An 18,776-nucleotide genomic window follows, 5' to 3' on the forward strand; every position below is an offset into this window, starting at 1 on the left:
AAAACGCCATATCTCGATTGAGATATGGCGTTTCTACTCAATAGCTCTTAGCCAATTTAGTATCACGTTAGTATCGGCGCAACTGCATCACAATATTAAACATCACCCCCACCAAAAACAGCGTGATGACAATACTCGCGCCACTCGGTAAATCGTAGTAAGCCGACATCGCTAAGCCCGATAAAATGCCAACGGTACCAATCCCAATACTCGCGATAAAGAAGCGAACGCCTTTATACGCAGCTGCACATAACGCAGGTATCACCAGTAACGCAAACTCCAAATATATCCCAGTCAGCTTTACCGTGATCGGCATCAATATAGCGAAGATAAGATAAAAGCCACTACCCTGCATAAATTCAGGCTTTACGCTAATCAACACCAACATCGCGGTCGTGATTATTGCCAATGGCCAGACATCATCCCAGGTAGACCACAACAGCTGCCCGTTGAGAATGCCTTGAATAAAGTCGGCGCCATGCGGATCTTTGCTAACCAATAGAATAGCCAACGAAGCAGACACCACAAACAAACTACCTATCATTGGTTCTAAGTGTTCTTTGTAATGCTTTTCCATGAGTGCGATTAATCCGCAAAGCAGTAATGACATAACCCACGGGCCAATCATCTCTGCAAACCAAGAACCGCTAAACAGTGCATATCGGCTCAACCAATACTGACTCAAAGCAGCGCCAAGGGCAGCCACTTGCGCGACAGCGAGATCAATAAAGATGATCTGGCGCTTGAGGACTTGCTCTCCAAGCACGATGTTCCCGACTAATGCAATTAATCCACACAATACCGCAGGTGCTAGCCAACCATATTCATTCAACATTACGATCTCGTTAATGTTTCTGGGTTAACGAGCGTTCTCAGCAACTCATCAATGACTTGATCGTACATTTGCTCAAGGCTCTGACCTTCTGCAACCGTCAATGGTAGCTGTATCGTAGGCTTGTTGATTTGCTGGTTAAGCCAATGAGCAGGACGCTGGTCTTGGTGTGATGAATACACAATCGCATCAAACGAAGCAGGATCCAACTTGGTCAATGACTGTAAATGTGACGTAGTCGGTGATATCCCAGGCTTAGGTTCTAAATCAGCAATTTGCGCCATATCTAACCAGTCAAAGAGGTAACGATATGTAGCATGATACCCGACCACTTTTTTACCTTGTAACGGCTCTGCTTTCGTTTCCCACTCTGCCAATTTATTACGCCAGTTGGCACGAAACTTCATACCATTTCGCATGTAGATATGTGCATTGTCAGGATCAACCAGTTGTAGACGCTTGGTGACTTCTCTAGAGATAGGAATCATATACTCAGCAGCAAACTGAACATGAGGATTACCATGGGCGTGGATATCTCCCATGCTTCGATCTACATGAGCATGAGTATCGAGCATACCCACCAAATCACTCGCGTATAACATGCCTGATGAGCTATTTTGAACCACAGGGTTACCGCTGCGTGCTTGCAGCATTGGCAGCCATCCTACTTCCAGTTCTGAGCCAGAGCACATCACCATATCAGCCTGTCGCATCTTGGCAATCAGTGAAGGTCGAGCTTGCACATAGTGAGGATCTTGCTTCGCAGTGGTGGCTGAGTAGATCTTAGCGTCAGGAGCATGGCTATGGATAAGTGCTTGCCACTCAGGCTCACACACGAAGATGTTCAACGCCATCGCAGGCGAAGATACAATTATAGATGAAGATACAATGGCAACACCTGCTGCCATTGTAAGTCGGAGTTTCCTAGAATGCATGAGCACCGTGCGCCCCAAAGGTCATCACATACTGAAGGGTAAATACGTTATCTGTCTCTTTACTTTGGTTTTCAACGCGAGAGTATTGCGCTCTAACTGTACCAAAATGAGATGAATCCCAAGCGATCATTGCATCTGCTTCTTTGTCGTTCATTGCAGTAAAGTGCATGTGGTCACCATGTGCGTGTCCATCATAGCTTTCCGCTTCACCGTAGCGCAGGCCTGCTGACCAGTTTGGGCTAAATCGGTAAACACCCGATACATAATAGCCTGCTAGCGCATCTGGTGATTCTGCGTCATTTTTGTACTTATCATCAACGATGCCGTCTAACAGCATGTACTCAGCTGCAAGCGTGAAGTTTTGGTATTTGTAGTTACCGTTCGGAGCCCACTTCCATACAAAATCAGCACCGTATAAGTTTGAGCCCGTTACCGCCGCGCCGTGGCTATGATCGTGGTCATGGTCATGCCCGTGATCATGATCTCCAAACTCACGAACTTTACCGTTTTCATTGCGTAAGTAGCTCAAACCAAACTGCCAGCTTGATGACTCTGAAAAGTCGTCACCCAGCTTAAGAGTTGTAGTGTAAACACCAACGTCAGAGCCATCATCAACAGAAGACATCTTGCTACCACTTAGCGCTTCAACACCGAACTTCACATACAGATCTGTAGGAAGAACGATGTTCGCACGAACACCATCATCGTAATAATGGGAGCCTAAAAATGTACGGTAAGCGGCAGGACGCTCAACAAAGCTATCGGTATGCATATGTTGGTTATTTAGGTAGCCGAAATCAGACAAGAAACGACCACCTCGAATGCTTAAACCGTAAGGCATCGTCAGTGTTTCAATGAAAGCTTCTTCGAGTAGTAATTCAGTCTCATCATCGTGAGTTTCAATAACCGTAGTCAAAGAGCCATGGAACTTATCATCAATATTCGCCGACATGTTAAGTTCTGTATGACCAAGACCAAAACCTTCGCCGCGCTCTGAGTTATTACGTTGACCGTCTTGATAATACCCATCAAGAACGACACCGATTTGAGGGTTCGACAACGTGTCGGCAAAAACAGGGGAAACGAGAATGCTACCAACCGCTAGAGAAACCAATTTTTTATTCACAACTTTTTCCTTTCTAAGATACATCACCAATTAATTTATTGTTATGTTATAACATTGCAATAAATAATTAATCGTTGAAATGTAACAAAGTATGAAACAACTCTAATAGCAGGGCTATTAAGTAGGGTAAAAATCATTAATATTCAATTACATAAACAAAAGCAGCAATTGACAAGTGAAAGCGAATATTAACTGTATTTATCGAAAGACTGATATAAGGAAGGAATGATTCGATGGAACAAAAAACTAGAGTTTGAGTTAACGTTGGCCGCTAAAACAAACTCTAGAGATACTGGTGGCGACTATCGCTTTAAAATCACTACGGGCGTAGCTTTAAAACTCTGTCAATGTCTTCCGCGGAATGGCGCTCTGGAACTTGCTCCCACTCTTCGCCAAATGAACGGTTCACTACTCGACCGCGCTGAAAACCTTCACGCGCTTCAAGTTGCTTCGCCCAACGAACAACATTGGTGAAAGACTCAACTTGTAAGAACTCTGCTGCGTCGTAAATTTTGCCAAGTACTAAGTTACCGTACCAAGGCCAAATTGCGATATCTGCAATAGTCAGCTCTTCTCCCGCAACAAAAGTGTTATTCGCTAACTGTTTGTCTAACACGTCTAGCTGGCGCTTCGCTTCCATCGCAAAACGGTTAATTGGGTACTCTTGCTTTTCATCAGCGTAAGCGTAGAAGTGACCAAAGCCACCACCTAGGAATGGTGCTGAGCCTTGAGCCCAGAACAACCAGTTAATGGTTTGTGTTCTCGCTGCCCCTTGTTTTGGCAAGAAGTGACCAAACTTTTCAGCTAAGTGCATCAAGATAGACGCAGATTCAAAAACATTGACATCTTCATCGCCAGATTTATCAACAAGAGCTGGAATCTTCGAGTTTGGGTTTACGCCAACAAAGCCAGAAGAAAACTGGTCCGACTCACCAATATTGATCAAGTACGCATCATATTCAGCTTCTTTAACACCCGCAGCTAACAACTCTTCCAGCAAGATGGTGACTTTTTGACCGTTAGGTGTACCAAGGGAATACAATTGAAAAGCATGATCACCAACAGGAAGCTCTTTATCAAAGCGAGCGCCAGATTCAGGACTATTGATATTTGCCCACTTGTTACCACCATCAGTATCGTTAACCCAAACTTTTGGCGGTGTGTATTGTTCTGACATGATATTTCCTTATTAATATAGGGTAGCTTTAACTGATATTAGGTCACACTCCCTTGGTTAAAACCCCTAAATACAATTTCTTTTCAAACTGTTAAGCATGGCTTATTCCAGAAAGACATAACCTGCTTTCAAAGGAGTCTTATGCAAAAGGTAAGTGAGCGCTCAAAACCCTACTCAAATGTTGGTTAGTACAAAGCTTGATTTAGTGACGACATTTCTACAGCTTCAAGAAAGCTGTGATAAAATCGGCGTATTACAATAAATAGGAATTTGACAATGTCTTCAGATTTTACAGGATCGAGTGCAGCGTACGCTCGCCAAGAGAAAGGCTACCGCGAAAAGGCTCTAAAACTGTACCCATGGGTTTGTGGTAAATGTGCACGTGAATTTGTTTACTCAAACTTGAGAGAGTTAACCGTCCACCACGTGGATCACGACCATACAAACAACCCTGAAGATGGCAGCAACTGGGAACTACTGTGCTTGTACTGTCACGATCATGAGCACTCAAAATACACGGATCATGACCGTTACGGTGTTGATGCAAAAGCCCGTTTAGACGACCATCAATCAGCAACGCACAATCCCTTTGCCGATCTAGCGAAGTTGATGAGGAAGTAACACGCGTTAAGGACTGTATTTGCTAGATGATAGCGGCTAGATATCAGATAAATAACAAGAAACCCCAGTATGTCACCATACTGGGGTTTCTTTTATCTGCCTTATAGCTAGAGTTCACTCGAGTTAAGGCCAGATCAAAAAGAGCCTTCCGAAGAAGGCTCTTTTTAGAATTCTGTATTAGGTCTGCAATTATGCAGCCGCTTGCTTGCGGGACTCTTCTACCTGCTTAGCGCGTTTTTTTAGCGTCAACTTATCGCGGTATGCAAACCAAACGTAAGACACAACCACTAAGAAGAACAGGTATGACAATGAGAAAATGAACGGCGATTGAATGATATCGTTCGAGATCCCCCAAGAAACACCGACAACTGTCACTGCAATTTTCGCGAAGAAGCCACACATTAATAGCATCAAAGCCAACGGTGGGAAGCGTGTGCTGCGGAATGCAAGCCAGTAACAACTACCCACCGCTAACGCAGCGATATAGAAGCCGAATAAGAAAGAGTGAATATGGTCAGCTGCCGCTAAACCACCAGAAATTGACATCAATAGAATTAAAAACAGTTTCATAATACTCGCCTCACCATAAGTTGGAAACGCATCCTTTCAAATTTGGAATCTTTGTTTGCGTACTATTTTCCCACTTTTCACGGACAACACAACCCCTCAAATCGAACAAAATGTAAGCAAAGGTGCTAACAAAAACCAACCGTAACAACTGGTTAACATTTTGTTTTTAATAGAACTCCGTTACTCCTTGTCTCATATGGATAAAGCTCCACTTCGATTTATTTTGTTACACAAAATTAACCTTAGAAAATAATTAAAATAATTCGTAACTCTGTGATATCCGCACGGAATACGTGGTAATTCAGAAATACTTATCGAAGAACACCTTAAAAAATAGGCTCGCCACGTTAAAAAGAACAAAACAGAAAGGTATTAAACACAATTGCAAAACCAATAAAAAACAACTCATTAACAAGTTTGAGTTTATTTACCAAAAATGGAAAAAGAGATTCCAATCACATTTTTATTGGTTATAATCCGCGCTCTTTTGCGCCGTCTGTTGATAAACGCAAACTAATTTTGAAGAAACAATCACAATAACCCGTCTTTAGTTAAGTGGCTCACCACTAACCAACGACAAAACTGAGAATAAAAATGAGCAAGATTGATAAAGCATCACGTATCCTGCTAGCAGGCTTCTGTATCAACCTTTGTCTTGGCATCCTGTATGCTTGGAGTGTATTTAACAAGGCGCTAGTCACCGAAGCTGGCTGGAGTGCTGCTGAAGCATCTGCACCTTACGCTATTGCAACTATCACATTCTCTGTTTGTCTTCTTGTTGCGGGCATCCTACAAGACCGTATGGGTCCACGTAAGATCCTTATCTTAGGTACAGCGCTTACTGGCCTCGGTATGATTGCTTCTGGTTTCGCTACGACTCCTATGATGCTAAATCTAACGTTTGGTGTGATGACAGGTGCTGGTATCGGCTTTGGCTACGCATGTCTTTCGCCATCAGCAATGAAATGGTTCCATTCTTCTAAGAAAGGTATGGTTAACGGTCTAATCGCTGCAGGTTTTGGTCTTGCTGCTATTTACCTAGCACCACTCACTTCTGCGCTAATCGACAGCATGGGTATTCAAACAAGCTTTATGATTCTTGGTGCCGGCGTGCTTGCGATTGCAGTACCTCTAGCAGCAACAATCAACAACCCACCAGCGGATTACACGCCAGCTGAGCCTAAAGTAAAAGCAGGCCAAGCACCTAAGGCAGTTAAGAAGACTGAAGACCTAACGTGGAAAGTAATGCTGAAGACTCCTCAGTTCTACTCTCTATGGATCATGTACGCATTTGCAGCTTCTGTTGGTCTTATGATCATCGGTAACATCACTACGATTGCTAGCGTTCAAGCGAACCTACCAAACGCAGTTTACCTAGCGTCTATCCTTGCTGTATTCAACTCAGGCGGCCGTGTTGCTGCAGGTATGCTTGCAGATAAAATCGGTGGCGTACGTACTCTACTTCTAGCGTTCATCCTTCAAGGCGCGAACATGGCTCTATTCGCTACGTTCAACTCTGAATTCACGCTAATCATTGGCACGGCTATCGCAGCTGTTGGTTACGGTACGCTTCTAGCAGTATTCCCAACACTTACTGCTGAGTTCTACGGCCTGAAAAACTACGGTACTAACTACGGCGTGCTTTACACTGCATGGGGTATCGGCGGCGCTATCGGTGCAGCAGTTGTTGGTTACTCAATGACAAACGGCGAAGGTTACGGCCTAGCTTACACAATCTCTGCAGCTATGATGGCAGTGTGTATTGTTCTTGCAATCGTCACCAAGCCAATCTCTGAAGCTAAAGTTTCTGAACTAAAAGCATCTCAAGCTTAATCGTCAGAAAAGATTGAATTTGTTACTGAAGAGCTTAACCTTAGGGTTAGGCTCTTTTTGTATCAAGCGACTACCCATTGACGATAGAAACCACTCTTCAGCTCCCCCCTACTTATTATCTCGACAACTTCAATCGGTTGGTTGAACACGCTCAAACGCTCTACCCCGACCTTCTGAGTAACGACGAATGTCGTTGGTTATCTGAATACACACGTCTTTCTGAACCTAGCCAATGTTTGATGGTTCGTTTACTTTCTCGTAAAGGCCGTTGGTTTCGCAGCGATAAACTCAACTATGTTGAGATTTCTGATTTGAATACCGCACTACAAGAGCTAAGCACCGCAGGCTTTATTGCGTTGAGTCATCCCGCCGAGCGACATGACCTTGTCGTTAGCAATGTCGAACTCGGATTGCACTTGCTCACCAAACCAGAGCTGTTGAATGTATTCCCTGCCTTTAAGAGCAACAAAACCGCGAAGAAAGACGAACTCTTGGCGTTGCTCGATCACCAACCTTTTGATCAGTTCCAAAGCCTAGCATTCGATTGTATTTACGTTGTCGAATCTGAAGTTATTGATGTCTTGCTGTTACTGTTTTTTGCTAATACTTATCAAGACTTAAGCCAATTCGTCTTAAGCGACCTTGGGCTCAATACCTTCGAAAACTACACATTAAGCAAGCAACGCCGCTTTTTTACCTCTAGAGAACAACTCAACCAGCTACTCCAAATGCGCGATGTACAACGCTTGTATTTTGAGGGCGATCGTAAAGACTCTGAGTTTCTTGAACATCTTTTACAGTCGATACCCGCTGAATCGGATCACAAAAGCATAGCCAGAAAAAGATCTCGTTTGATCAACGATATTGCACGCGATCTTGAAAGGCTTAACCAAAACGACAAAGCTGTCTTTTGGTTCAAACAATCTGTACTTCCTCCGAGCAGAGAGCGACTTGCACGCATCTATGACAAGCAAGACGAGTTAGACTCAATGTGTGACATTGTCACGCAAATGCAAACTACTCCATCGGATGTGTTAGAGTTGGAGGTCGCTGTTAAGCTTGAAGACAGGCTACTACGGAAACAGGGGCACAAAGTTTCACGAACCATAAAACCGATCTGCAAAGAGATAAAACTGGAATTAGACCTCAGCCAAACGCGAGTTGAGCTTGCGGTAAAGCAACACTTTGAAAGCCAAGGATGGGATGTTTACTTCTCTGAGAACAGTTTTCTATGTGGCTTATTTGGTTTAGCCTTTTGGGAGGTCATTTTTGCAGATGTTGAAGGCGCGTTTATCAACCGTTACCAGCATCGACCACAGGATCTATACCATTCCGATTTCGTAGACAAACGAGCCGAACAGGTCGAAGCGGTGTTTCAGACTATATCCAAGCATGGGCTGAACCACGTATTGGATATCTACGACCACAAGCACGGTATTGCCAATCCATTTGTCCATTGGAACTACTTCCACAGATCACTCGTCGAGCACAGCATGGAGGCCATTCCCAACGGCTTGATTGTTGATCTTTTCAAAGTGATATTGAGTGACTTAAAGTTATTTAGAACTGGGATGCCGGATTTGATTGCGTTCAAGGACGATGAATTTCATTGGATTGAGGTCAAAGGGCCAGGAGATAAACTGCAAGACAACCAGTGGCGATGGATCAAAGAGTTTGAGCGACTGTCTGTTCCATTCTCGGTTTGTTACGTCAATCAATATTAAGCCTAGCTAAGCTTTCTAAACCCTGAGCTGAGTCAAGGGTTGACGTAATAAGCTATCCTCTCCTATCGATATCTTGTCTACAAAATTTTCAGAACATGAGCATTTTCAAATATTTTTGATATAATTAGAGGAATTAACCAATATTTAAATACGTATGAATCTTAAAAAAATCTTCATTTTAGCTTTTGTCAGTCTATTCTCAGGCTGTGCCGTCTACGCGGGGTTACACTTCGACCAACTGTTCGGCGAACAACAAGTACGTGATCGCCAAGCCCCTATTCACTCGGCTCAAGCACAACATTTCATTGATGAAGTGAAGCCCATCATTGATAACCGATGTGTGGTTTGTCACGCTTGCTATGACGCACCTTGTCAGCTCAAAATGTCTTCCGTGGAAGGTATAGACAGAGGCGGTAGCAAAGAGCTCATTTACCACGGAAACCGTTTAACAGCGTCTACTCCCTCTCGTTTATTCGAGGACGCAATAACCACACAAGAGTGGCGCGATGCGGATTTTCACCCTGTGCTTAACGAGCGTATGCAAAATTCAACGGCAAACCTTGATGCAGGCCTTGTCTCTCGCATGTTGATGCAGAAAGAAAATCACCCTCTTCCAAATCAAACTCAATTAGAAGGCTTCGACTTTTCGACAGATCGCGATCAACAATGTCCAACTATTGAAGAATATGCTGAATATGAAAGAGATTATCCTACTTGGGGAATGCCTTATGGTATGCCTAACTTAGATAAATCCGAGTACGCTACCTTAATGAGCTGGCTGGAAAATGGCGCACAGATGACTGAACATGTTCCTCTCAATGATAGCGAACAAAAACTAGTCGATACCTATGAAGACCTTCTCAATAAAAGTGATCTTAAGAACCAAATATCAGCCCGCTACATCTATGAGCACCTGTTTCTATCACACTTGTATTTCTCTGACCTATCGCAGCCAACTCGCTTCTTTACGCTTGTTCGTTCTACAACACCACCAGGGCAAGCAGTTCAACGCATCAGCACTCGTCGTCCTTACGACGACCCTAAAGTCGATCGCGTTTACTACCGACTCATTCCCGAACAGGGCACAATTGTTAATAAAACACACATGCCCTTCGCTCTCAATAAAGAACGCCTACAAAACTGGAAAACATGGTTTATTGATGCGGATTACACTGTTAAACAATTGCCTAGCTATGATATAGACGTGTCAGCTAACCCGATGACTTCTTTCGAAGCGATACCCGTTAACTCTCGCTTCCACTTCATGTTGGACAATGCGCAGAACACTATAATGGCATTTATCAAAGGGCCAGTATGTCGAGGACAACTCGCCCTCAACGTGATCAATGATAGGTTTTGGGTAGTATTCATCGATCCTGATAAGGCCGATAGTACAGAAATAAACCAGCTCTTCGCAAGCCAAGAGAAAAACTTAAAACTACCTGGCGAACTAACCAGTAACACTGTTCCTGTGAAAAATTGGGTAAAATACTCGAAACAACAAGCGCGATACTTGAAAGCTAAATCTGACGCCACCAATCAGCTGTTTAAGAATGGTGAATACCTAAACACAGATATTATTTGGGATGGTAATGGCACCAATCCAAATGCTGCTTTAACTATTTTTAGACATTTTGATAGTGCCTCTGTCGTTCAAGGATTAGTTGGCCCGCAACCGAAAACAGCATGGATTGTTGACTACGCCTTGTTAGAAAGAATTCACTATCTTCTTGTTGCTGGATTCGACGTTTACGGTAACTTTGGGCACCAGTTGATCACTCGTATGTTTATGGATTTTTTACGTTTGGAAGGCGAAAGTAACTTCTTGGCCCTTTTACCTGAAGATGTTAGGCACAAAGAGCATTCGAGTTGGTATCAAAATCAAAGCACACAATTAAGTGACTTTTTACAGCGTAATATCACTCACTTCAACCAACCAACCAGTGTCGTTTACAAAACAAACAAGCCTAAGCGTGAACTGCTGAAAATGATCAAAGATAAACTCGAGCCAGTGCTCGATAATCGTTTTGATATTGTTGAAACTGGTTTTGGTAAGAAGAACGAAGCAATGCTGAATCAAGTGAGTTTGATTCGAGGGGAAGCCTTACGCCATGTACCTCAATTAATTATGGTCATGATTGAGGGGAAAAACGGTGAAGAGCAGTTATTTACACTCATTCACAATAATGCGCACAGCAACATTTCAAGCTTGTTCAATGAAGAAGGCAACAGAGATTACGCCAACGATGATTTAACGTTAGTGCGAGGTGTTGTAGGAAGTTATCCAGCCGCTTATCTATCCTTAACAGAAGAACAGATACCCACTCTAGTATCGACGTTACAAAAGCTTAATTCAGAAGAAGACTATGTAGCTTTACTTGATAAGTTTGCCGTCAGACGCAGCTCTAGTGAATTCTGGCCGTTCAGTGACCGTGTGCATCGTTGGTATCAACAAGACCAGCCCGTTGAGTTTGGTTTGCTCGATTACAACCGCTTTGAGAATAGATAATTTATCTCAAACAGGCTCCATTTAACCTTTGGACGTCTAAAAGACAAATCCGCTGAACGAGGTCTCGTTCAGCGGATTTTTTAAATCATCGCCAACTAATCACAGTTAACGGTTTAAAGCTTATAAATGAGCGTTATAAAACGTGTTGCTTCAGTGCCTCTAAAGAGTCTCTCGTCAGTTGAGTCAAAGACTCACTACAGTCTCTGTATTCCTGCAATGGGTCCTCGCTTGCTTCAATGCTATGACAGAGATTCAATAACGCAGATAAACCTAAGCTACCCGCAGAGCCTTTCAACTTATGAGCCAGTGATTTGACTTCTCGCCCATTATTGGCCTCACTTGCTTGAATCAATTCATGTAAAGTCTGCTGGCTACTGTCTTCAAATAGCCCAACGATTTGCTTCATTTTCTCCAAACCAAGAATCGATAGGTCACCCTCTATCACTTTGGAATCAATCAGTTTCACTGGAGTGTCTCCTTCATCTTGGGAATCCGTTGTCGTCGTGTACTTGGCTAAAACATCTACCATCTGTGTCGAGCACTCATCACTGTTACCATTAATCATACGATTACCATTTTGCTTACAAACAGCATCGTTTGGATCGGGCTGTGGCAACAATAGTGTTTTACCATCGAGTTGAGCAACAATGAGCTGAGAAAGAGCCTCTTTTTCTAGCGGCTTAGGCAAGAAGCCATCAAAGCCAGACGACAAGTAGCTTTCCACTTCCTCGTTAAACACGTGAGCCGATACTGCGATCATTGGTGGTACTTTGCGTGTTACGTTTTCTTCATTCTCATGCTGAAGCGCATCGTCTTTGAGATGTTGAATCAGCTCTACGCCATCGCAGTCAGGTAAATTGATGTCCACCAGCGCAATATCAAACTCTTGTCCACTGAATATTACTCTCGCTTCTTGTCCGGTTGTCGCTATCACAACATCGTGGCCCAGGTTATTCAAAAAGCCTTCGGCAACAATACAGTTCACAGGGTTGTCTTCAATCAGAAGTACCTTCGCTCGGATACAAGCTTCAATAACCGTTGCTTTCATTTCAATTTTCTCACCTACTTCAAGTGGCAATGAGAACCAAAACTGACTGCCCTCGCCTTCTTCGGAATGAACACCAATGTCACCATTCATTGCCAACATGATGCTTTTACTGATCGCTAATCCAAGCCCTGTGCCACCGGTTTTGTTGCGACCGCTATCGGTTTGGGTAAAGGCATCAAACAGACAAGCTTGTTCGCTAGCGTCAATACCGACACCGGTATCTGACACTTCAAACATCACTCGATTTTCATCTTCGATATCTAAACTAATGAAGATATCGACCGAGCCACTTTCAGTAAACTTAATCGCGTTACCGACCAAGTTATTCAATATTTGACTGATTCGAGTGACGTCACCACGCCAATAGCGTTGCACGTCACTTTCGATATGAAAATCAAAATTAAGCTTCTTCTCAGCGGCGCGCCCTTCCATTAACTGATAGGTATCTTGAACCATCTGGTAAAGGTCAAAAGAAGCCGCGCGTATTTCTAGATGTCCCGCTTCGATCTTTGAATAATCCAGTACGTCATTCAAAATCGCGAGTAGATTCTTACCACTGCGGTTAATGATGTCCGCATAGCCTGATTGCAGCGGGTCTAAGCCGGTATCTTTAAGCAATCGAGCCGTGCCTAATACGCCATTCATTGGCGTTCGTATTTCATGGCTCATCGTCGCAAGGAAAGCAGACTTGGCACGGCTTGCTTGTTCTGCCGCATTGCGAGCTTTAGCGTGGTTACCCACCTCGACATTCAACTTCTCATTGGTCTTTTGCAGTTGATAGGTTCGGTCTGTGACCAACTCTTCTAAGTGCTCTTTGTGCTCTTCGAGCTCACGTTTTGCCTTAGCTTCGCCAACCGCGACCACTTGTAGTGCTTGCGCGGTGTTTCTGGCGGTGATGATTGCCTCGCCCATATGAGCCAACTCATCATTACCCTTAACCGAGATATCTATATTCAGGCGACCTTGTGCGATAGACATCAAGGCCGATGAGTATTCAGTAAGGCGTTTAACAACCGAGATATAAACCACTCGCCAAACGATAAATGCGACGATAACCAAACCAATAACCGAAATCACAGACAGCGACCATTGAGCCAGATTCAGCGTGCTCGTCAGCTCATCAACCGCTTTTTTGGTGCTTCGGTTTGAATCATCAACCAGTTGGTTAACGGTTGTATTCAGCTGAGAGAACAACTCCAACGTATTTTGCATCAGAAACTCTGACTTCTTGGTGTTCTCATATTGTTCTAGCGAGATATCGAACACGACCTGGCGTTTTCTCAACTCTTCAAGCAACTGAGACATCTGCGCAGAACGAGTCGGATCTTCCACCGCTTTAACGCGGCGCACCATGATTCTTAGGTTGGATTCGAACTCAGACTGGATTTGATGAATACGTTCAACATTGGTGACGGTCTGAGTTTCTTCAATTTGATTGAGCATCTTGAACGCCAGCAAATGCAATTCGTGCAGACGCTCAGACAAATCAAGATCAACTTCAACAAGTGCGTCTAAAGCTTGGTAGGCTCTATCGGTTTCTTTGGTTTCTAGCAGGTCATAGATATGCGTTACGTTAGCAACCGCAATGGTAGCCGTGTTCAAAACTTGGGTTCGCGTGAGCTGCTCTAACTCTTCTGCGAGTAGACGCATCTCTTCAACACGAGACGTCAATTCCTTGCTCAACCAAAGCTTACGTTCGACCGAGACACCCAGTTCAGCCAGTGTGTTAATAACGCTTTGAACATTGTTTTCGAGTTTATTGAGAAGTTGGGAATCAAAACTGTCGACACCAAGCTCTTTGATATGCTGAAGAAGTGCTTCAAGCTGGCCAAACAACACAGTGCCAGCCTCTTTTCGCTCGGCCTCGTTTCTCGCATTAGAAAGCGTTTGTACCGACGAAATAATACGGTTACTCAACTCAGAAACTTGACGAGCTTCGATCATGGCAGGAAGCGCTGAATCGACGACGTTTCTTTCCGTTTTTGCTACAAAGCTAAAACCAGAAACACCGATCAATGCAGACAATAGAACCAACAGTGCCATCACTAAGAATGAGGCCAGTAGCTTGCGTCCAATACTCGCTGAGGCTAACAACATAAACTTTAAACCTTAAAACGTTCTTCTTTACCCATGCAGAATACGCTATATTTTGCAGTGTTTCTTATCTAAAACCAATAAAACGGCAATTCATGCTATCTAGACCTTTAGCTTCAAAAATCATTCTCTCACTACTGGCCTCAGTAACCTCTGTCACGAGTGCTAGCGAGCCTTTGAGCCCAATAAAACCTGCCGAAGCCACATCACATAAAGAGAAAATTTGTGCCATCTATCCGCACCTAAAGGATTCTTACTGGTTGTCTGTTAACTACGGCATGATCTCTGAAGCAGAAAAGCAGCAAGTTGAGCTAAGAGTATTAGAAGCTGGCGGGTACCCAAACATTGGTAAGCAAGCCTCACAGCTGGTGCTTTGCACACAATGGGGAGCCGATGCCATTATTTTGGGCACAGTTTCACCCGATGCTTACCATGACAATCTTACGGATTGGGTTGGCTCGACGCCTGTGTTTGCTACTGTCAATGAGTTAACCGTCAATGAAGAACAACAGAAGGTACTGAAAGGTACGGTCGGTGTCGACTGGTATCAAATGGGATTTCAAGTCGGAGAGTTTTTGTCGAAACGACATCCGAAAGGATCAGGCGAAACACCTATCGCCTTGTTACTTGGCCCACAATCAAGTGGCGGTACTAAGCCTGTAGCTCTTGGGTTTTATGATGCAATCAAATCGAGCGATATCAAAATTGCGATAAGCTATTGGGCAGACAACGATAAAGAACTGCAAAGAAACTTGGTACAACAAGTCATCGAGCAACCAGATATTCAATATATTGTCGGAAGCGCAGTCGCGATTGAAGCTGCGATAAGTGAGCTGAGAGCAGCCGGTAAAACCAAAGAAATTGGATTAATTTCAAGTTACCTAAGTCACGGAACCTACCGCGGCTTGCTTCGTAACAAGGTGCTTTTTGCACCAACAGATAAAATGGTTGAGCAAGGTCGCTTGTCGGTAAAACAAGCCACCAGTTACTTACGCGGTCAACCTTATGAAAAACACAGTGCACCCATGATAGAAGCACTGACACCTGCAACACTCAAAGATCAAATTATCGCCGACTCATTGTCACCTTCTGAGTTTCGTCCGGTATTCAGTGTGAATCCTTAGTGCTATATTGGCTGAAGAACTCAAAACAATAAAAACGAAACAATCATTTAGGGAACATTCATGCAAAAAACGACGCGTACTATGCCAACGCATAAGAATATCGCTTTGGTCGCTCATGACCATTTCAAACCTGAGCTACTTAGATGGGTCAAAGAGAACAAAGAAAAACTACAAAAGCACTTCCTTTATGCAACGGGCACAACGGGTTCTCTACTCAGTAAAGAAACAGGCCTAGCAATTAAGAGCATGATCAGCGGCCCAATGGGCGGTGACCAACAACTTGGTGCGCTTATCTCTGAAGGCAAGATCGATATGATGATTTTCTTCTGGGATCCACTGAATGCCGTACCACATGACCCAGATGTAAAAGCACTGCTTCGTATCGCAAGTGTTTGGAACATCCCAGTGGCAACCAACCGTGCTACCGCTAACTTCCTATTTAACTCTTCACTGCTTGAAGAAGAAGTGATCATTGAGATCCCAGACTACGAAGCGTACCTAGCTGAGCGAACTTAATGGTTCAGCGCTCTTAACTAAGCAGAACGCTTCGTTAAGAACCAAGATAACGTCACAGACTAAAAAGCCTGCTTCATTGCAGGCTTTTTGTTCACCAGAATCTCAACTCGCTACTTGTCACTCCATACCGCCATTTCGTTGCCACTTGGCTCTCTAAAGTGGAAACGTCGCCCGCCTGGGAAACTAAATATCTCACGATTTACCTCGCCACCAGCATCAAGCACGTCACGCTCGGTTTGCTCAAGATCTTGGCTATAGAACACCATCAGCGCTGCGCCAATTTCAGCATTCGACGCCAGATCCGCTAAATAGAACCCACCCATTAAGCCTTTACCTTCAAAAGCAGAATACTCAGGGCCATAGTCTTCGAAGGTCCAACCAAACACTTGGCTGAAAAACGCCTTAGTTGCGGCGATATCTCGCGCAGCAAATTCAATGTAGTTAATAGAGCCGTGTTCCATAGCGGATTCCTTCTGCTTTATGCCTTTTTCCTAATGATAATAGCTTACGTCCTAATAAGAATAGGTAGCGGGCTTGAAGATCTAATCTTAGACAATTACGCCAAGTGACATCACTTTTTACGAACGACGGGGTAATCAGATCCATGCAGTTCTTGTACAAAACCAGAACCGTCGCCACTGTGCGTGATCCATACTTTCTCTTTCGCTCGCGTCATTGCCACGTAAAATAAACGACGCTCTTCTGCATAAGGGAAGGCGTCTGATGATTCAGTCAATGCGCCATCTATATGCAGCTGTTTCTTCTTCGTCGGAAACTGCCCTTCATCAACACAAAGAATAATCACAAAATCTGCTTCTTTGCCTTTACTGGCGTGGCAAGTCATAAAATTAATGTTGATGGATGTGAAGATTTTTTTCCAATCTTCCAGCAATTCTGGTTTATGGTAATGGTTACGTCCAAGTAGTAATACTGACTTGCTGGCTTTACCTTTTACTTGCCGATTAATCTGATCCAGGATCTTCTCAACTTCTTTGCTTGGCGCACTGTACACCGCCTTCTGCTTCTGTTGTTTGAAGCTGTTCAGTTCTTTCGGAAGCTGAATCGGGTTTTCCTGCACAAAACGATTGGCAACTGCACCTAACTGATTGTTAAATCGGTAAGTCGTATCTAGGTGATGAATCGTCGAGCTCTCAAAACGATCCTTAAAGCCCGTCGTTAAATCCACATCTGCGCCCGCAAACTGGTAAATCGACTGCCAATCATCACCTACCGCAAAAATAGAAGCTTGGTGTTGCGCTTTCGACTGATTACACAGTGCCTCAACCAAGGCAAGGCGATCTGGCGAAATGTCTTGATACTCATCGATCATGATGAACTTCCAAGGCGAGATAAACTTGCCTTTTTCGACATACTGAGTCGCTCGGCTGATCATGATTGAGAAGTCGATGTGATTCTGTTCCTTCAGTTCTTTTTGCCATGCTGTCACGCATGGCCAACACAGTGAAAGCTCGCTGTTGAGACGCGTGTAGTCTCTGTGATCAATCAACTGCTGTTGTACTTCCTTCTTCGATAAACCCGATGCATTCAACTGCTCAAGCTGCTTTTCAAGCCAACCAATCAACTTGAGGTTTGAAACATGACTACCAAGTTCGTCATCACCTGTTAAATAAGCGATTGGCCACTTAGACAGGTGCTTTTGCCAGCGTTTGAAGTTAGTCGGCGTCATCCAGTGCTTTTTCAACCAATCAATGCACCATGCTTGGCGTTGATTGTCATCGAGCGCTAACGGAGAGATAACCACACGTTCAGGTTCAACCTGATTAAGGATCTTTAGACCCAACTGGTGGAAAGTACTCACTTGCACCTTCTCTGCTGACAAACCAATTTTGCTGTTAAGGCGCTGTTTCATCTCTTCCGCTGCTTCGCGACCAAATGCGAGCAATAACAACTCTTCAGCTTGAGCTTGATGACTTTGCAGTAAATACGCGACGCGAGCTGTAAGAACACTGGTTTTACCCGAGCCAGCGCCCGCTAAAATAAGGTTGTGATCATCATTCATCAAGACCGCATATTGCTGAGATAAATTGAGTGGTGACGATTCACATTGAGCAAACAATACTTCCCAGTTTTGTCTTTCTGTTTCTAACCACTGCTGATTTCTTTCGGCTTGCTTAATTTCCGTCTCAGATAACCATGGCTGCATTCGAGCAATGCGGTTTGGCATACGCTGCGCCGCTTCTTCTAAAGTCATCGTCATATTTTCTAAACTTGAGTTAACCATGTCGACCCAAGTCTTAACTTTAGAATGCGCTAGGAAAGCAGGAAGTTGCTCAAGACGTGTCAATTCAGCTTCCCATTGAGGAACGTGTTCAGCCAATTGTTCACATTGTGTGTCATGCCACTTCTGATAAGCAGCAACCGATGCGCGTGCAAATTGACGGCATTGTTCCCAAGGTAGGCCTTGTACTAACCAGCTGCGCTGTTTGCCATCTTGCTGATTAGCAAAGAACTGTAACGATCCCCAAAACAATCCGCGTTTTATCGCGATCTTGCCACTCCAAATAGTAAACGGGATTCGTTCTTCACTGCCTACTGAAGATAACAGCAGGCGTGGACCATCAAGTTCGACTTGATGATATTCATTTTGAATAAAAAACTGTGCAGTCTTGTTAGCGCTTAGCTGCATTGGAGTGTGCTCTCTAATTG

The 18,776-nt window shown here is 43.9% G+C and carries 15 protein-coding genes; 6 read left to right on the forward strand and 9 right to left on the reverse strand.

Going from position 1 to position 18,776, the window contains the following annotated elements:
* Positions 1–67: 67 nt before the first annotated feature.
* The 4 genes from AC3CHU_RS16220 to yghU all read right to left on the reverse strand — a co-directional run bounded on the left by AC3CHU_RS16220 (position 68) and on the right by yghU (position 4,070).
* Positions 68–832 carry a metal ABC transporter permease gene (locus tag AC3CHU_RS16220; protein ID WP_488526339.1) on the reverse strand — a complete coding sequence of 255 codons (765 nt, stop codon included), beginning with the start codon at positions 830–832 and terminating at the stop codon, positions 68–70.
* 2 nt (positions 833–834) lie between these two features.
* Positions 835–1,740: a metal ABC transporter solute-binding protein, Zn/Mn family gene (locus AC3CHU_RS16225; protein ID WP_488525918.1), complete on the reverse strand. Its 906-nt coding sequence runs from the start codon at positions 1,738–1,740 to the stop codon at positions 835–837.
* A gap of 16 nt (positions 1,741–1,756) precedes the next feature.
* The gene (locus AC3CHU_RS16230; protein WP_488525919.1) at positions 1,757–2,893 is read right to left on the reverse strand and encodes a hypothetical protein; all 1,137 of its coding nucleotides are present in this window, start codon (positions 2,891–2,893) and stop codon (positions 1,757–1,759) included.
* A 319-nt stretch (positions 2,894–3,212) separates the two neighbouring features.
* Positions 3,213–4,070: a glutathione-dependent disulfide-bond oxidoreductase gene (gene yghU / locus AC3CHU_RS16235; RefSeq protein ID WP_488525920.1), complete on the reverse strand. Its 858-nt coding sequence runs from the start codon at positions 4,068–4,070 to the stop codon at positions 3,213–3,215.
* A 276-nt stretch (positions 4,071–4,346) separates the two neighbouring features.
* Here yghU and AC3CHU_RS16240 point away from each other — a divergent pair, with 276 nt between their 5' ends.
* On the forward strand, positions 4,347–4,691 hold the full coding sequence (locus AC3CHU_RS16240; RefSeq protein WP_488525921.1) for a YajD family HNH nuclease: 345 nt from the start codon (positions 4,347–4,349) through the stop codon (positions 4,689–4,691).
* Positions 4,692–4,880: 189 nt separating this feature from the next.
* On the opposite strand, the gene AC3CHU_RS16245 is transcribed toward AC3CHU_RS16240, so the two are convergent.
* A complete protein-coding gene (locus AC3CHU_RS16245) occupies positions 4,881–5,261 on the reverse strand; it encodes an NADH:ubiquinone oxidoreductase (protein ID WP_488525922.1) in 381 nt (126 codons plus the stop codon).
* Between the two features lie 594 nt (positions 5,262–5,855).
* Here AC3CHU_RS16245 and AC3CHU_RS16250 point away from each other — a divergent pair.
* The 3 genes from AC3CHU_RS16250 (at position 5,856) to AC3CHU_RS16260 (ending at position 11,327) form a co-directional block, all read left to right on the forward strand.
* The gene (locus AC3CHU_RS16250; RefSeq protein ID WP_017079765.1) at positions 5,856–7,094 is read left to right on the forward strand and encodes an L-lactate MFS transporter; all 1,239 of its coding nucleotides are present in this window, start codon (positions 5,856–5,858) and stop codon (positions 7,092–7,094) included.
* A 77-nt stretch (positions 7,095–7,171) separates the two neighbouring features.
* A complete protein-coding gene (locus AC3CHU_RS16255) occupies positions 7,172–8,818 on the forward strand; it encodes a VRR-NUC domain-containing protein (RefSeq protein ID WP_488525923.1) in 1,647 nt (548 codons plus the stop codon).
* Positions 8,819–8,972: 154 nt separating this feature from the next.
* Positions 8,973–11,327: a fatty acid cis/trans isomerase gene (locus tag AC3CHU_RS16260; RefSeq protein WP_488525924.1), complete on the forward strand. Its 2,355-nt coding sequence runs from the start codon at positions 8,973–8,975 to the stop codon at positions 11,325–11,327.
* 133 nt (positions 11,328–11,460) lie between these two features.
* On the opposite strand, the gene torS is transcribed toward AC3CHU_RS16260, so the two are convergent.
* Positions 11,461–14,472: a TMAO reductase system sensor histidine kinase/response regulator TorS gene (gene torS, locus AC3CHU_RS16265; RefSeq protein WP_488525925.1), complete on the reverse strand. Its 3,012-nt coding sequence runs from the start codon at positions 14,470–14,472 to the stop codon at positions 11,461–11,463.
* A gap of 64 nt (positions 14,473–14,536) precedes the next feature.
* Positions 14,537–14,701: a hypothetical protein gene (locus tag AC3CHU_RS16270; RefSeq protein ID WP_488525926.1), complete on the reverse strand. Its 165-nt coding sequence runs from the start codon at positions 14,699–14,701 to the stop codon at positions 14,537–14,539.
* Between AC3CHU_RS16270 and torT the strand changes: the two genes are divergently transcribed.
* Together torT and AC3CHU_RS16280 are read left to right on the forward strand one after the other, a co-directional pair.
* Positions 14,646–15,593, forward strand: coding sequence for a TMAO reductase system periplasmic protein TorT (gene torT, locus AC3CHU_RS16275; RefSeq protein ID WP_488525927.1), 948 nt, complete (start codon positions 14,646–14,648; stop codon positions 15,591–15,593). The two genes, AC3CHU_RS16270 and torT, sit on opposite strands and share 56 nt — an antisense overlap.
* 60 nt (positions 15,594–15,653) lie before the next feature.
* Positions 15,654–16,109, forward strand: a complete 456-nt coding sequence (locus AC3CHU_RS16280; protein WP_009844869.1) for a methylglyoxal synthase — start codon at positions 15,654–15,656, stop codon at positions 16,107–16,109.
* A gap of 110 nt (positions 16,110–16,219) precedes the next feature.
* On the opposite strand, the gene AC3CHU_RS16285 is transcribed toward AC3CHU_RS16280, so the two are convergent.
* Both AC3CHU_RS16285 and helD read right to left on the reverse strand, forming a co-directional pair.
* Positions 16,220–16,570 (reverse strand): VOC family protein, encoded by a 351-nt coding sequence (locus AC3CHU_RS16285; protein ID WP_488525928.1) that lies wholly within the window; start codon positions 16,568–16,570, stop codon positions 16,220–16,222.
* A 110-nt stretch (positions 16,571–16,680) separates the two neighbouring features.
* Positions 16,681–18,756: a DNA helicase IV gene (helD, locus tag AC3CHU_RS16290; protein WP_054547042.1), complete on the reverse strand. Its 2,076-nt coding sequence runs from the start codon at positions 18,754–18,756 to the stop codon at positions 16,681–16,683.
* Positions 18,757–18,776 lie beyond the last annotated feature (20 nt).

This window comes from Vibrio sp. QJM3NY_39, from assembly GCF_057785895.1.

Bases quoted from the DNA above. Each gene is read 5' to 3' on its own strand.
- AC3CHU_RS16225 (WP_488525918.1), bottom strand. From the start codon at position 1,740: ATGGCAGCAGGTGTTGCCATTGTATCTTCATCTATAATTGTATCTTCG.
- yghU (WP_488525920.1), bottom strand. From the start codon at position 4,070: ATGTCAGAACAATACACACCGCCAAAAGTTTGGGTTAACGATACTGAT.
- AC3CHU_RS16240 (WP_488525921.1), top strand. From the start codon at position 4,347: ATGTCTTCAGATTTTACAGGATCGAGTGCAGCGTACGCTCGCCAAGAG.
- AC3CHU_RS16245 (WP_488525922.1), bottom strand. From the start codon at position 5,261: ATGAAACTGTTTTTAATTCTATTGATGTCAATTTCTGGTGGTTTAGCG.
- AC3CHU_RS16250 (WP_017079765.1), top strand. From the start codon at position 5,856: ATGAGCAAGATTGATAAAGCATCACGTATCCTGCTAGCAGGCTTCTGT.
- AC3CHU_RS16260 (WP_488525924.1), top strand. From the start codon at position 8,973: ATGAATCTTAAAAAAATCTTCATTTTAGCTTTTGTCAGTCTATTCTCA.
- torS (WP_488525925.1), bottom strand. From the start codon at position 14,472: ATGTTGTTAGCCTCAGCGAGTATTGGACGCAAGCTACTGGCCTCATTC.
- AC3CHU_RS16270 (WP_488525926.1), bottom strand. From the start codon at position 14,701: ATGGCACAAATTTTCTCTTTATGTGATGTGGCTTCGGCAGGTTTTATT.
- AC3CHU_RS16280 (WP_009844869.1), top strand. From the start codon at position 15,654: ATGCAAAAAACGACGCGTACTATGCCAACGCATAAGAATATCGCTTTG.
- AC3CHU_RS16285 (WP_488525928.1), bottom strand. From the start codon at position 16,570: ATGGAACACGGCTCTATTAACTACATTGAATTTGCTGCGCGAGATATC.
- helD (WP_054547042.1), bottom strand. From the start codon at position 18,756: ATGCAGCTAAGCGCTAACAAGACTGCACAGTTTTTTATTCAAAATGAA.